Source organism: Sutcliffiella deserti (assembly GCF_020037475.1).
Taxonomy (GTDB): domain Bacteria; phylum Bacillota; class Bacilli; order Bacillales; family Bacillaceae_I; genus Sutcliffiella_A; species Sutcliffiella_A deserti.
In genome coordinates, this window is sequence record NZ_JAIQDB010000019.1 from 1 (window position 1) to 14,647 (window position 14,647).

The window sequence follows — 14,647 nt, forward strand, 5'->3', positions numbered from 1 at the left end:
CTTCCCAAAGCACTACCTCCCGCAGGAGTCTCCGCCTTTCGCTCCAATCCACAGCTGAAGTATTTAGAATTGGATGTTTCTTATATAGAACAGAAATCTATGGGTGGAAAAGGAATACCTTTCTATTTAAGGGATTCTCTTTAGAGAAGGTCCTAACATATAAAGAGCTTCCCCCTGTGTATTGAAGTGGAAGGAGATCGACTCCAGCGGGAGGTAGCGGTAGACAGGAGACCCCACAGGCGCAGCCGAGGAGGCTCCTGCATCGCCCCGCGGAAAGCGATCACCTGCAACGGAAAGAAACAGGGAGTTAAAATGATACTCTAAAATTACAAGTGAAAACTTTAATGAGCAATATAATGGAACTTTAAAATNTCGCCCCGCGGAAAGCGATCACCTGCAACGGAAAGAAACAGGGAGTTAAAATGATACTCTAAAATTACAAGTGAAAACTTTAATGAGCAATATAATGGAACTTTAAAATTAACATGCCAACCCTCACATAATTTAACAAAATTAAGGTGATGATAGCCTACATAGGAAGTAAACGGGAGTATCCTTTATCATACAAAAGTATTACTAGCAATTAGAAAGGCAAATAACTTCAAACTTCCTAATACAAGTGGATATAACATAATATCAGCTCATATCCTCTTTTTCATATCTATATAGTTGTGTTTTAATTAAAAAGCATGTCAAAAAATTATTTAGATAAAGGAAGTTGATGCGTTATGGACAGGTCGGTTTTTAAAATCTCAGTAGGAATTGCAGTTGTTTTTGTTCTTATAGGTGTATTAATTCCAGACCAGCTTGGAGCAGCAATGACGGAAGCTCAAAGCTTTGTATTAGAAACGTTCGGGTGGTTTTATCAGCTAGTTGCTACGTTTTTCCTCTTATTCGCCGCATTTATGATCTTCAGTAAATATGGAAAAATCAAACTTGGTAAGAAAGATTCCAAACCAGAATTCAATCGTCCTACATGGTTTGCCATGTTATTTTCTGCAGGAATGGGGATTGGTCTTTTATTTTACGGAGTATCCGAACCTATTTCTCATTTTTCCTCACCGCCTTTTGGCGAAGGAGGTACCGCTCAATCCGCTATTCTCGGGATGCGCTTTACTTGGCTTCATTGGGGACTCCATGCCTGGGCCATTTATGCAATGGTAGCCTTAGCTCTCGGTTACCAGAAATTTAAAAATAATGCCCCAGGATTAATGAGTGCGACGCTATATCCTGTACTTGGGGAGAGGGTAAATGGACCTATTGGCAAAACGGTGGACGTGGTTGCAGTCTTTGCGACATTGTTCGGAGTAGCCGCCTCCTTGGGATTAGGTTCCCAGCAAATTAATGCAGGTCTTGAGTACCTGATCGGAATTCCAAATAACTTTTTCATTCAATTTTTAATAATGGCAGTAATAACCGTACTGTTCATTATCTCTGCCACTACGGGAATATCAAAAGGAATCAAATATTTAAGTAATATCAATATGTCAATTGCCGTGCTCTTGTTTGTGGTGATGCTAATTCTTGGACCGACTTTATTCCTGTTGAATATGTTCACCTCCACTTTAGGAAGTTATGTTCAAAACTTTTTCCTGATGGGTTTACGACTTGCTCCATTTGATGTTAATGAAGCTTCTTGGACTCAGGGCTGGACAATATTCTATTGGGCATGGTGGATTTCTTGGACTCCGTTTGTTGGAATGTTTATCGCTCGTGTATCCAAAGGTCGCACCATTCGAGAATTTACGATCGCTGTGTTACTTGTACCCACCATTGTGTGTGCTTTATGGTTCACGATTTTCGGTGGAACAGGTATCTACCTAGAAGTTACCCAAGGTTTGAATGTATCTGGTCAAAGCCTTGAAACAGCACTATTCTATGTCTATCAGCAACTTCCATTTGGGGCGTTATTATCCGTTCTAACCGTGGCTTTAATCACGACCTTTTTTGTAACTTCTGCTGATTCAGCAACCTTTGTGCTCGGAATGCTGACAACAGGAGGCGAATTAAACCCACCAAACAAAGTTAAAGTAGTTTGGGGGATTATTCTAGTAGCGGCAACCTTGGTTCTAATGGCTTCCGGTGGTTTATCCGGTCTGCAAACTGCCATTATTGTTAGTGCTTTGCCATTAACATTAATAGTTCTTGTTATGTGTTATGGGTTGCTAAAGGAACTCGATAAAGAATGGAAAATACAAAATAGAAAATAATGAAGATACATATTTAAAATAATATTCAACCCGATTCTTTTAAGAATTGGGTTTTTTTAAATCATTCGATAATGGATCTTGCATGGGGAATTCGATAAAATCAGGTCAGTATACAACAAAAAACTCCCCCGTATCTCTGTTAAAATATTTTTTTTCGGGTAATGGAATGTAAACGGTTTAATAAGTTGCAGTTATGATGTAATATAGTAAATATATAGTTATTATTCTGATATATCAGCTAGTGATTGAGGCAAAAGTAATGGAGGCATATTGAATGAGTAATCAAGAACGTGAACATGTTTGGGAACGCTTTTATGGTCCAAATATGGGCTATATTTATGAAGTTTATGAAAAGTACCAGCAAGACCCAGATTCCGTGGATCAAACCATTCGAACGCTCTTTGAAGAAATGGGCCCTCCACCGGGACCAGAACAAGGGCAATCATTACAAAGTCAAGGCAAGGACCAATCTACTACAAGTGCCGTTCCACAAACGGCCATTAAAAAGGTTATTTCAGCAACCAAACTTTTAAGAAATATCCGAACATTAGGCCATTTGGCTGCAAATATAAGTCCGATTCAGTATGAACAGCAAGATAATGATGGATTTTTGAATATCGAAACATATGGTCTAAGTAAAGAGGATCTGTTGCAAATTCCAGTAGATTTGGTTTGGGAAGGTGCACCTGATGCGATTTCAAATGGATGGGAAGCTTATGAACATTTGAAACGTATTTACACAAGTACAATTGCTTATGAATTTGGTCATATTCATGATGAGGAAGAACAAAATTGGCTTAACAACTATATAGAAAATACTCGCATTCAAAGACAAGTTACAAAAGAACAACGTATTGAATTGTATGAACGTTTAATGCATGTGGACGGGTTTGAGAAGTTTTTGCACAAAACCTTTGTTGGGCAAAAACGTTTTTCTATCGAGGGATTGGATGCTTTAGTTCCAATGCTCGATCAGCTTGTACAGTCCGGTTGTGAAGACGGGACAGAAAATATTAGTATTGGTATGGCTCATCGTGGACGTTTGAATGTTTTAGCTCACGTGCTAGGGAAACCATATGAATTGATTTTTTCTGAATTCCACCATTCCCCTAACAAGGAGCTTGTACCTTCTGAAGGGTCACGTGGCATCAACTTTGGCTGGTCAGGGGACGTAAAGTATCATCTTGGTGCGAACCGAAAAATCAAGGGTGATAAAGAGCAGGTTATTCGAATCAATCTTGCCCATAACCCAAGTCACTTGGAGTTCGTTAACCCGGTAGTACAAGGGGTTGCTCGAGCTGCTCAGGAAGATCGTACAGCTAAAGGATATCCAAAGCAGGACAAGCAATCTTCCTTTAGTGTGCTGATCCACGGAGATGCTGCATTTCCTGGAGAAGGGGTTGTTGCGGAAACCTTGAACCTAACAAAATTAAAAGGGTATGCGACAGGCGGGACCATTCATATTATTGCCAATAATCTTCTTGGTTTTACAACGAACTATGGGGATTCCCGCTCCACTAAATATGCGAGCGATTTAGCAAAAGGATATGAAATACCAATCATTCATGTTAATGCAGATGATCCAGAAAGTTGTCTTGCTGTGATGTATTTTGCTTACCAGTATCGCAATAAATTCAAGAAGGATATTGTTATTGACTTAGTTGGGTACCGTCGTTTCGGTCATAATGAAATGGACGACCCAAGTATGACACAACCTTATCTTTATGAAAAAATAAATAACCACCCGACAATTGAAGAAAAATATGCAAAAGAATTAATCTCTCGAGGTATCGTAACGGAAGAAGACGTAACGACGAAAAAGACAGAGATGATGAATAAATTTCAAGGTATGTTTGATAAGTTAAAGGAAAATGAAAACAAAGAGCAAGTGGTGAAACAGGTAACAGCTAAAATCATTGAGCAGGTTCCTGAAATGGATACAGCAGTGCCTGAAGAACTGTTGCATTCTATTAATGGCAATCTATTAAAATGGCCTGCCAACTTTAATGTTTATCCGAAATTAGGACGAATTTTAAAGAAAAGAGAAAGCTTGTTAGCTAAAGAAGGCAAGGTTGATTGGTCGTTAGCAGAAACTCTTGCTTTTGCCACCATATTAGCCGATGGAACTCCAATCCGCCTAACAGGACAGGATAGTGAGCGAGGCACATTTGCTCATCGTCACCTAGTTTTACATGATAATAAAACAAGCGAAAGGTATGTTGCCTTACATCAGATTCCTGAGGCAAAAGCATCATTTTCGCTATATAATAGTCCATTATCTGAGACCGCTGTTCTTGGGTTTGATTATGGATATAGTGTGCAATCACCCGAGTCTCTTGTCATTTGGGAAGCGCAATTCGGTGATTTCGTCAATGTTGCACAAGTAATCATTGATCAATTTATCGCAGCAGGCCGAGCAAAATGGGGTCAAAAATCCAGCCTTGTTATGTTGCTTCCACATGGTTATGAAGGACAAGGTCCAGAGCATTCAAGTGGAAGAGTCGAGCGATTCCTGAATTCAGCAGCAGAGAATAACTGGATTGTCGCAAATGTTACAAGTGCTGCTCAATATTTCCATCTTTTACGAAGACAAGCTCTTCTTACTTCAACAGAGGATGCAAGACCATTGATTGTTATGACGCCAAAAAGCCTGCTTCGTAATTCCATGACGGTTTCGCCAAGCGCTGAATTGACAGACGGTAAATTCAACCTGCTTGTAGAACAAGAGGGAACAGGCAAGGAAGTGTCAAAAGTAACACGTCTTATCTTGTGTACAGGTAAAGTTTCCATTGATCTTGCAACTAAATTGGGTGAGATGCCAAGCGAAGAAGTGGAAAATCTGCACATTGCAAGAGTAGAACAGCTTTACCCATTCCCTAAAAAGGAAGTAGAGGAACTCGTAGCAAGATTTCCAAATCTTAAAGAGATGGTGTGGGTACAAGAAGAACCGAAAAATATGGGAGCATGGCCTGTTGTTAAGGCGGAGCTACATGATATCGCATTAAAAGCGCTGGAAGTTGAGTATATTGGGCGTCCAAAACGCTCCAGCCCATCAACAGGGGAACCGCATATTCATAAACAAGAGCAAGCTGGTATTGTCGATGATGCATTAAATGTAAGTAAAGGGCATGGAGGAGATATGAAATGATCGAAGTTAAAGTACCTGAATTGGCGGAATCTATTACAGAAGGAACGATCGCGGAATGGACAAAAAAAGAAGGCGAATCGATTGAAGTAGGGGAAACGATCGCTGAGCTGGAAACCGATAAAGTTAATGTTGAGATAAAAAGTGACTATAGCGGTGTAATTAAAGAATTCCTTTTTCAGCCAGGAGATAACGTTGAAGTCGGTCAAGTAATTGCTAAACTAGCAGAAGCAGGCGAAGAATCAGAGGCAGCATCTGCTCCAGAAGCTAGTCAAGCGGAAGAAGCGAAAGTGCCGCAACAGGAAAAGAGTGCAGAGCCTAAACAAGCTGAGCTTACACCTAGCTCTTCTAATACAGAAATGAAATCAACATCACGAAATACAGTAGCATCTCCAGCTGCTCGTAAAAAAGCGCGCGAATTAGGGATAGATCTAAATGACGTTGCCTATCGCGATCCAATGGGCCGCGTACGAGTAGAAGGTGTCGAAGCGCATAAACAAGCACTTGAGAGTAAGAAAAGTCAGCCAGCTTCTGAAGTGAAAGAACCGGCAAAAGCAAAGGCTGCGCCACAAGATGATAGAATCGAAAGAATTAAAATGTCCAGACGTCGTCAAACTATTGCCAAACGACTAGTTGAAGCGCAGCACAACGCAGCGATGCTTACCACATTCAATGAAGTAGATATGTCAGCTGTCATGGATGTTCGTAATCGCCGGAAAGATGCCTTTTTCAAAAAGAATGGTGTAAAGCTTGGATTTATGTCCTTTTTCACCAAAGCAGTTATTGGGGCATTAAAGTCATTCCCATATGTAAATGCGGAAATTCAGGGCGATGAAATCCTACTGAAAAAGTTCTATGACATCGGTGTAGCAGTTTCTACGGATGATGGACTAGTGGTCCCAGTAGTTCGTAATGCAGACGGACTAAGTTTTGCGGGAATTGAAAAAGAAATCGGGGCGCTTTCAGAAAAAGCGAGAACCAATAAGCTTTCCTTAAACGACCTTCAAGGTGGAACTTTTACCATTACTAATGGTGGTATCTTTGGCTCTCTTTACTCCACTCCAATATTAAATTCTCCACAGGTTGGAATCCTAGGGATGCATACGATCCAAAGACGTCCAGTTGTGGTAGATGATAAGGACACAGTGGAAGTTAGACCGATGATGTACTTAGCTCTTTCTTATGATCACCGAATTATCGATGGGAAAGATGCAGTTCAATTCTTGGTAAAAGTTAAACAACTTTTAGAAGATCCCGAAGACCTATTGTTAGAAGGATAATAAAAAATGCCATAGCTTAAATGCTGTGGCTTTTTTAATGTAGAGTGGTGTCGGATTTTAGGTAAGCTGAAAATGAATGGAAAGTGAAAATCTTGAACAAGATGCACAAGAGGTTTATCGTTTGGGCGATCTTGCTTTAGGTACACTTCAAAAATGGAAATGAGAAGAAAATTGTCGGAATACTAGCAATTTGGTGAAAATATGAAGTATAATCATCTTTAAGATGGTTGTTTTCACATAGATTGTTGCTTTATGTAAGCTATCCATTATAAAAAGAGTTTTATAGATACAATCAAGGGGGAACAAAAGATGAAGAAATTACTCACATTTTCCATGACTGCTATTTTGGCTCTCATGATGACAGCCTGTACAGAGGACAACAACAGCGCACCGGATACAACAGAAAAGAAGCCTGCTGAACAGAACAATACAACAGATAGTGGGACAAGTAAGCAAGCTGATCCGGACTGGATTACTCCTGTTGGAGAGACCATCTCAACGGAGGGCGGAGATTTTACTTTTCATTCAAGAAATGATCAAGTGGAGGGCCAGGAATCGGGTCCACTTACAATAGAGTTTGACCAAGTTGCTGCTATAAGTGGAGTGTTAGCCGGGGACTTTGCGGAGTACGTGGGTGTGGATGCAATTGAATATATTCAGGTTGATATCCAAGTGGAGAATACTTCTGCAGATCCAATCGATTTTCCTGCATACCAAGCCACTGTGATTACAAGCACAGGCGAAGAAATTACCGCGCCGGACCCTAAACTAGGAGTTCCACCAGAAGGTAATTTTGAAGGCGAAGAGACAAAGCAAGCTTCTGTTTTCTATGTTTTAGAAAGCTCGAAGGCGGAAGAGGTAGAATGGGTTCGCATTATTATGGAAGCACCCCGCGATGGGAATGGTGAAAAGATTGGCGAGGATCTTGATATAAGAGTGGAGCTTAAAGGGTAATTATATTGAATTAAGAAGAGGTGCTATTATTGTGCACCTCTTTTATATTAGGCTCTTTTCCTACAAATTATTGTTGTACGCCCGTAAAAAATCGGCAGTTGAATTTTTTACTGTTCTATTCAACCGAAATTAAGAGTAACTTTTTCAAATTTCAAAAGAAAAGAGCACGCCAGCAACGAATGTAACGGATTGTAACAACTCTAGGCTAAAGCATAATATATGCGAAAATGGTCTTAAATTACAAAGGATATAGAGGAGGTCTTTTTATGATAAAAGTAGCGCTATTAAGTAAATGGCATGTTCATGCAGTGGATTATGCTGCTGAGGCTAAAGATAACGAACAAATCAGTATTACTCATGTATGGGATGAGGATTCTATAAGAGGACAAGAATGGGCAGAAGAACTCGGTGTGGTATTTGAGCAGGATTTGGAAAAAGTACTCTCTAACCCCGAAGTGGATGCGGTTATCGTGGATACACCTACAACGATGCATCGAGAGGTGATAACAAAAGCGGCCTCATACAAAAAGCATATTTTTACCGAAAAGGTATTGGCGTTAACGGTGGAGGATGTTGACTCTATTTTAAAAGCAGTAAAAGAAAATGATGTTAGATTGATGGTCTCCTTGCCTCGTTTAACATCAGACTATTACTTATATGCTCAATCGGTTATAGACAAAGGATACATAGGAAAATTAACAACCATTCGTTGCAGAGTAGCTCATAATGGGGCGGTTGCCTCTAAAGAAAAGCCACACGGTTGGCTGCCAGAGCATTTTTATAATATGGAGGAATGTGGAGGAGGTGCTTTCATCGACTTGGGTGCCCACCCTATCTATCTCACCAACCGCCTGGCAGGTGAAGCGATGGCTGTTACAGCAAGACTTAATCGAACACTTGATTACGAAGTGGATGATAATGCAGTTGCAATTGTTGAATATGCATCAGGTGCACTAGGCGTACTGGAAACAGGATTTGTATCAAGCGGCAGTCCTTTTCAATTGGAGCTATATGGAACAGAGGGAACACTGATGATTGAAGAAAAACAAATTCGTTTGAAAAGCAATCAACTCGGTGAAGGTTGGATCGAGCCGTCTGAATTGCCCGCTAGTCTCCCCATGCCAATGGAGCAGTGGGTGAACGAAATTCTAACAGGCCAACTTCCAAGTATTACCCACAAGGATGGATACAACCTTACACTAATCAACCAAGCCGCCCGCCTCTCGCACAACAAAGGCCAACGCGTGGAATTAAACGAACTAGTGAAGGGGTAGAGAGTGAGGGAGGGGGTGGAAAAAAACACCAATTGGGGCCAGACCCCAATTGGTGTTTTTTGTAAAAAGGGGCCAGACCCCATTACTTATTTTTCCTTTTTATCTTCCTCTTCTTCTGCATCGTCTTCTTTGTTGAACCATAGTGGGTCCATTTCGTCGACATCGCCGTTGTAGTTGATGAAGATTTCTTCACCAGCTTTGATGTCCTTGTATGCGAAGAAATTAAAGGTGTGTTCTTCAAAGCTGATTTCGTATCTGGCATTTGGCTCGTAGGAGTGGTTAAATAGCATGCCGTATCCTAGAAGGATGGCAGAATGGTTAATTCCATATTCAAACGTATAATCGGCAAGAATGGTCTTTTCAATGTGCTCATGCTCTTCATTAAGATAAGAAATTACAGGGGCCGCGTGGAACATTACTCCTTTTGGAATATCTTGAGTAGCAAATACCCCTCTATTAAATTCCCCTTCACTAATCTGGGATTGTTTTACTTCAATCATGGTTATCACCTTCACTATTCTCTTTAATCTAACTACTTTTTATTTGTGTGGATAGGATAGTAAAAAATCCAATTGCTGATTTTTACGAACTTAATGCGATAAACCTTACATACAAGAGCTATATAAAAATTACTATCTTTTCTAGGGTGCCATTTTAAAGAGAAGAAAGCAAGTAAATCAAAGAGGGAGAGCCCCAAAAAGAGGCTCTCCCTAACTGAATTCTTGTTATATACCGCTGTTAATTCTCAAAGAAGGCTACGCTTTTTATGACGCGGGGCATTGGAGCCTTCTCCAATTTTAGACTATTAATAGAAAACTTTTCTTCTGGCTAGAGGATTTCTTAGCTTCCTTAGGAAATTCAATCCATAGAATTGACTGAAGTGTCCTGTCCAGTTCCCTTTTAATTTCTTCTTCAACTTCCAGCATAAATGCTCTAGCTTCTTCCACGCTCATCCGAAAATGGTTAGCTGCCTCACGATAAGGGTGGTTCATGGTCAGAAGGGAAAAGTAATCCTCAGCATTTTCTGCTTGAATTTCATAGGATAATTCGATAGCTTCTATAAATTCGTAGAAATGGCGCTTTTCGTAGGATAATGATCTTACTATTGCTTTTAAAATGTAGAGGTTGCGTATTTCAGTCATTATTTTTTCCCCTCTTTTAATTTGTACTTGTTAAAGTGCTTTTTACCAGCTGGCCTTTTTCACTCCAGGAATTTGCCCTTTATGTGCATATTCTCTAAATGCAATACGTGACATTTTGAATTTACGAAGGTATCCTCGAGGACGCCCGGTTATTTCACATCTATTTTTTAGTCGAGTAGGTGAAGAGTCCCTCGGAAGCTTCCTTAACCCTTCAATATCTCCCTTTGCAATAAGCTCTCGGCGAAGATCTGCATATCTCTCTACTAATTGTTGACGTTTTTTCTCTTTAGCTACTTTTGATTTTTTAGCCATTTATTAACACTCCTTAGTTAGAAAATAGTAATCATTACGATTTATTAAAACATACACAATGTATTTATGCAAACAATTAAGTTAAGTACGTACAAATAATATCCAACATTTAGTTGTGAATGTTATAATTGTATCAGGGTGAACCTAAGCGTAGGTAAATGGCTTAAATAGAGTATGCTTGACTACATAAGCAATTAAAAGAAATTGATGGAGTGATAATTTTAAATGCAATTACATACACGTTTTATTAAAAGTATTCCTAACATGTTTACATTGGGTAATTTATTCTGTGGATTCTTATCCATTGGGTATGCAGCACAAGGAGAATTAAGTAATGCAGCCATCTTGATCCTAATTGGGATGATGCTCGATAGTATGGATGGTCGTTTAGCAAGGATGCTAAAAGCGGACAGCAACCTTGGGAAAGAACTTGATTCTCTTGCAGATGTTGTTACATTTGGTGTGGCCGCTTCCTTTTTGGTTTATTACACCTATTTTCACCAGTTCGGTTTGCTCGGAATGGCTATTGCTGGATTATTCCCTCTTTTTGGAGCATATCGATTAGCGCGTTTCAATATTATACCTACAAAAGCATCTGGAAAATACTTTACGGGTGTACCAATCACGGCAGCCGGAGGGATTCTAGCGTTACTTACTTTATTCGGTGATTCTTTACCACAGATTGTAACAACAGTAATCTTTACTGCTCTCTGCTTCCTTATGATCAGCAGAATAAAAATACCAAGCTTTAAGGATGTTCCCCTACCAAAATACGGAACAATTGTAACCATCTTTCTTGGTTGTTTACTATTCATTATTTATCAGGGGACGTACAATCAGTACCCTTACCTAATCTTCATTGCGATTCCCCTTTACATCGCCTATTTAGCCTACCGTTTCGTTAAAGGGAAAAACAAAAGAGATATTGATTAATAAGGCTCATTTCCTAAAGATTGTTGCTGGAAGCCCGTAAGAAAGCGGCAATTGGATTTTTTACTGTCCTATCCACACAGGAATTAAAAGTGATTTTTCACAATCTACAGGAAAAGCATCAACAATTGTTACGGGTTGTACCAACTTACGAAAAAACAACAATTAAAGTAGGGGCCTGGCCCTAAATGGAGATTAATTCCATTTGGGGCCAGGCCCTCTTTTTTTTCTTTTTTCTCTCTTTTACTTGAACTTAACGTTAATGTTAATGCTAATATAAAGATATCGGAATATTCAAACAGTAGAGGTGAGGAAAAGAAAGTATGTTTACAATTTCTCAGCTGGCTCAGGAGTTTAAGGTTTCGCATCGCACCATTCGGTATTACGAGGAGTTAGGGCTTTTGAAGCCAGATCGTAAAGAGGGAAACCAGAGGGTGTATTCCAAAAGGGAACAAGCACGATTGAAACTTATCGTTCATGGAAAGCGGTATGGATTTCAACTAGAAGAAATAAAAGAGATGGTAGTTTTATTTTAATAAGGCTCTTCTCATAAAGATTGTTGCTATAAGCCCTTAAAAAATCGGCAATTGGATTTTTTACTGTCCGAATTACTCAAAATGTAGAGTGATTTCTTAATTTAAAACGAAAAGAGCACGACAGCAACGATTGTAATGAGTGGTACCACATTACGTAAAAGCAACAATCAATGCGAAAACAGACTTTAATAAAGATCGAACCGGTCAAAAGCAATTAGAAAGAACGGTTCACTTTGGGACTAAAAAAGTGGAGGAAGTAGAGAGCAGAATTAGGGAATTGACAGAGCTAAAAGAAGAAATGCAAGAACTGCTTGCTGATTTTAGTAAAAGATTGAACACAAAAGGGAGTGCTGAAAAGAATGAGTAAAAAGGAAAATTTCTTCACAAATGATAGACACTTGCAAAATCTCCTTCGCAAATACCTAGATCCGCAGTTTCATCAATGGGCGGAAAAGGAACTAACAGACTTTGGAGCAAGTTGTGCAGCAGAAATCGACGAGCGAGCTGTTCACACTGATCGGGAAGGACAGCCTAAGCTTATAAAATACAACCGTCTGGGTGAAGACATTTCGGAAGTCTGGGTTAATGAAGGATACAAAAAAACAGTAGAAGAAACATACAAAAGAGGAATCGTTGGCTATGTTCATAAAGAGATTCCAGAGTTGGGTCAGCGTGGGAATTATGTATACTCCTATGCGCAAGGGTATCTTTTATCCCAAACAGAGCCGGGATTTTATTGTCCTGTAACCTTATCGATGGCTACTGCTTATTTGCTGGAGCATTATGCAGATGAGAAGGTTAAAGAGAGATTTCTTCCTCATGTTCTTTCGACAGGGGAGGTAGAGTTATATGAAGGAGCCACCTTTTTAACCGAGCGTCAAGGAGGTTCCGATGTTGGAGCAAATGATACAAAAGCGGTAAAACAGGATGACCAATACTTGTTATATGGAGAGAAGTATTTTGCTTCCAATGCTGGGCAGTGTGGGGTCGCGATGGTACTTGCCAGAATGGAAGGATCGCCAAGTGGAACAAAAGGACTTAGTCTTTTTGCCGTTCCATGGAGATTAAGTGATGGAAAGTTAAATGGAATTCAAATAAGAAGGCTAAAGGATAAGCTTGGTGTTAAAGCAGTCCCATCAGGCGAAGTCGTGTTCGAAGGAGCCGAGGCACACTTGGTTGGTGAAGCCTCCAAAGGTATTTACTACATGATGGAAGCGCTGAATTTATCGAGAGTTTGTAATGCAGTCGCCTCCATCGGTATTATGCGACGAGCGTATATAGAAGCCAAAGAGTATGCTGAAAATCGAGAAACGTTCGGCGACCGATTAATCAACTTTCCGATGATTCGTGAAACATTAGTCCACTTAGCGGTAAAACAGGAAGTGGAAACGAGTGCAATGTTTGAGTTAATTGAACTATTTGATCGGGTCATGAAAAAAGAAAACTCTGTTTCTGAAAAGGAAACCCCCCTGAACCGTTTGTTAATTGCTCTGTTAAAAAAAGAAACCGCCGAGCAAGCGGTCCACTTTTCCCATGAGGCCATTGAAATGCATGGCGGCAACGGCTATATAGAGGACTTTGTAACGCCGCGACTGCTGCGGGATGCTCAGGTCCTGACAGTATGGGAGGGTACAGCGAATATTTTAGGCTTAGAGGTCTTGCGCTTAATGAAAAAATATAAAGTTCATCGCATTTTTTCGGAAGAAATGACGGCGAGACTTGAAAATTTACACATAAAGCAATCCTTAAAAGACCCAGTAGCGTCCGGACTCACCACTTTAACAGAAATGTGTGACTATGTGGAACCAAGCAGTCATGCCATACAAACCTTTCATTCAAAAAAAATCGCAAGCCTCATGGTGAAAATCTTCGAAAGCATTGTTGCTTTGGAAGGAGCAGCCTCCACTGACCCGCGAGAACAGGCAAAAGCAGAACTATTTATCGAGCAAACATGGAGTTCCATAACTTGGATAGACCGCGAACAAAAAGCACTTAAATATTTTGATGCCATTGTCAATTGGGAGTTAGCAGAGATGAAGGAATTCACAGTTTAATACTATTCTACTGTACTACTAAAAAGCAGCCAGCGATGACTGCTTTTTTAGTGAATGGAAGGTGCTCCGCTTGCTTTAGGATTATGGGTGGTAACGAGAACGGAATATAATGGGATATAAGAACTCTTATTGCCTTAGGGTGGGATTTAATTTACAATAAAGAAGCTAAGAAGGGTATGGATCCCTTTTTAAGAGAGTATTATGAGAGTGGTATAACTTGAAAAATATATCCTTTTTCCAAAATAAATTTAATCTCTATGTAATTTCTATAACCCTATTTGGGTGTAGTATATTTGCCTTACATATAGAAGCACCTTTTAAAATTATTTCTATAAACTCCCCACTTTTTTTCTTATTGGTCAGTGCCCTTGTACTGTTGATTCACTATACCATCCTACTCCCTCCTAAAGGTAATTCTTTATGTATGGATTCTTCCATTTATCTTGCTACAATTTTTATTTTCGGAGTAGAAACTGCGATTACATTATTGTTCTTCAGTAGCTTTATATATGCTATTTTGGAACGCAAAATTCATGTCTGGAAACATACTTTTAATTTTGCTATTTACTCGGTCATGATTATTGGATCTAGTTATATATTTGTTTTTCTTGGGGGAGAAACAGGCATAATTAACTTGAATAACTTAGCTTCTTATCTAGGTGCATTAGTTGGATATTATATTATCAATCTAGTAATAGTTGGTTTTTTCTTTTCCTTCCGTCTATCTGAAAAAATGTATACTATTATCAAAGCGATCGCCCAAGATTCATTTATTAATTATCTTATTTCATTAGCATTGGCCTTTATATT

11 protein-coding genes and 2 pseudogenes are annotated in these 14,647 nt (G+C 39.5%); 10 read left to right on the forward strand and 3 right to left on the reverse strand.

Annotated features, from left to right (window positions below; genetic code table 11):
- The first annotated feature begins 728 nt into the window (after positions 1–728).
- The 5 genes from K9B36_RS16730 (at position 729) to K9B36_RS16750 (ending at position 8,863) form a co-directional block, all read left to right on the forward strand.
- Positions 729–2,210 carry a glycine betaine uptake BCCT transporter gene (locus K9B36_RS16730; RefSeq protein WP_223703606.1) on the forward strand — a complete coding sequence of 494 codons (1,482 nt, stop codon included), beginning with the start codon at positions 729–731 and terminating at the stop codon, positions 2,208–2,210.
- A gap of 274 nt (positions 2,211–2,484) precedes the next feature.
- Positions 2,485–5,358: a 2-oxoglutarate dehydrogenase E1 component gene (locus K9B36_RS16735; protein WP_223703608.1), complete on the forward strand. Its 2,874-nt coding sequence runs from the start codon at positions 2,485–2,487 to the stop codon at positions 5,356–5,358.
- Positions 5,355–6,635: a 2-oxoglutarate dehydrogenase complex dihydrolipoyllysine-residue succinyltransferase gene (gene odhB / locus K9B36_RS16740; RefSeq protein WP_223703610.1), complete on the forward strand. Its 1,281-nt coding sequence runs from the start codon at positions 5,355–5,357 to the stop codon at positions 6,633–6,635. The genes K9B36_RS16735 and odhB overlap by 4 nt, the downstream gene beginning before the upstream one ends.
- A 309-nt stretch (positions 6,636–6,944) precedes the next feature.
- Entirely contained in the window at positions 6,945–7,589 is a 645-nt protein-coding gene (locus K9B36_RS16745; protein ID WP_223703612.1) for a hypothetical protein, read from the forward strand.
- A gap of 266 nt (positions 7,590–7,855) precedes the next feature.
- Complete coding sequence (locus K9B36_RS16750; protein ID WP_223703614.1) at positions 7,856–8,863, forward strand: Gfo/Idh/MocA family protein; 1,008 nt, start codon at positions 7,856–7,858, stop codon at positions 8,861–8,863.
- Positions 8,864–8,949: 86 nt separating this feature from the next.
- On the opposite strand, the gene K9B36_RS16755 is transcribed toward K9B36_RS16750, so the two are convergent.
- The 3 genes from K9B36_RS16755 to rpsN all read right to left on the reverse strand — a co-directional run bounded on the left by K9B36_RS16755 (position 8,950) and on the right by rpsN (position 10,317).
- Positions 8,950–9,363, reverse strand: a complete 414-nt coding sequence (locus tag K9B36_RS16755) for an SET domain-containing protein (protein ID WP_223703615.1) — start codon at positions 9,361–9,363, stop codon at positions 8,950–8,952.
- A gap of 297 nt (positions 9,364–9,660) precedes the next feature.
- Positions 9,661–10,005, reverse strand: a complete 345-nt coding sequence (locus tag K9B36_RS16760; protein ID WP_223703617.1) for a hypothetical protein — start codon at positions 10,003–10,005, stop codon at positions 9,661–9,663.
- 42 nt (positions 10,006–10,047) lie between these two features.
- Positions 10,048–10,317: a 30S ribosomal protein S14 gene (gene rpsN / locus K9B36_RS16765; RefSeq protein WP_223703619.1), complete on the reverse strand. Its 270-nt coding sequence runs from the start codon at positions 10,315–10,317 to the stop codon at positions 10,048–10,050.
- A gap of 225 nt (positions 10,318–10,542) precedes the next feature.
- Here rpsN and pssA point away from each other — a divergent pair, with 225 nt between their 5' ends.
- The 5 genes and pseudogenes from pssA to K9B36_RS16790 form a co-directional block, all read left to right on the forward strand.
- Positions 10,543–11,250, forward strand: a complete 708-nt coding sequence (pssA, locus tag K9B36_RS16770) for a CDP-diacylglycerol--serine O-phosphatidyltransferase (protein WP_223703621.1) — start codon at positions 10,543–10,545, stop codon at positions 11,248–11,250.
- Between the two features lie 320 nt (positions 11,251–11,570).
- Positions 11,571–11,780 (forward strand): annotated as a pseudogene (locus K9B36_RS16775) (MerR family transcriptional regulator); the annotation flags it as partial.
- A gap of 142 nt (positions 11,781–11,922) precedes the next feature.
- Positions 11,923–12,150 carry a hypothetical protein gene (locus tag K9B36_RS16780; protein ID WP_223703623.1) on the forward strand — a complete coding sequence of 76 codons (228 nt, stop codon included), beginning with the start codon at positions 11,923–11,925 and terminating at the stop codon, positions 12,148–12,150.
- Positions 12,143–13,837: an acyl-CoA dehydrogenase family protein gene (locus K9B36_RS16785; protein WP_223703624.1), complete on the forward strand. Its 1,695-nt coding sequence runs from the start codon at positions 12,143–12,145 to the stop codon at positions 13,835–13,837. The genes K9B36_RS16780 and K9B36_RS16785 overlap by 8 nt, the downstream gene beginning before the upstream one ends.
- 424 nt (positions 13,838–14,261) lie before the next feature.
- Positions 14,262–14,647 (forward strand): annotated as a pseudogene (locus K9B36_RS16790) (HD family phosphohydrolase); the annotation flags it as partial.

Coding starts and splice junctions, on each gene's coding strand:
- K9B36_RS16730 (WP_223703606.1), top strand. CDS start 729: ATGGACAGGTCGGTTTTTAAAATCTCAGTAGGAATTGCAGTTGTTTTT.
- K9B36_RS16785 (WP_223703624.1), top strand. CDS start 12,143: ATGAGTAAAAAGGAAAATTTCTTCACAAATGATAGACACTTGCAAAAT.
- K9B36_RS16760 (WP_223703617.1), bottom strand. CDS start 10,005: ATGACTGAAATACGCAACCTCTACATTTTAAAAGCAATAGTAAGATCA.
- K9B36_RS16755 (WP_223703615.1), bottom strand. CDS start 9,363: ATGATTGAAGTAAAACAATCCCAGATTAGTGAAGGGGAATTTAATAGA.
- K9B36_RS16750 (WP_223703614.1), top strand. CDS start 7,856: ATGATAAAAGTAGCGCTATTAAGTAAATGGCATGTTCATGCAGTGGAT.
- K9B36_RS16745 (WP_223703612.1), top strand. CDS start 6,945: ATGAAGAAATTACTCACATTTTCCATGACTGCTATTTTGGCTCTCATG.
- K9B36_RS16735 (WP_223703608.1), top strand. CDS start 2,485: ATGAGTAATCAAGAACGTGAACATGTTTGGGAACGCTTTTATGGTCCA.
- pssA (WP_223703621.1), top strand. CDS start 10,543: ATGCAATTACATACACGTTTTATTAAAAGTATTCCTAACATGTTTACA.
- rpsN (WP_223703619.1), bottom strand. CDS start 10,317: ATGGCTAAAAAATCAAAAGTAGCTAAAGAGAAAAAACGTCAACAATTA.
- odhB (WP_223703610.1), top strand. CDS start 5,355: ATGATCGAAGTTAAAGTACCTGAATTGGCGGAATCTATTACAGAAGGA.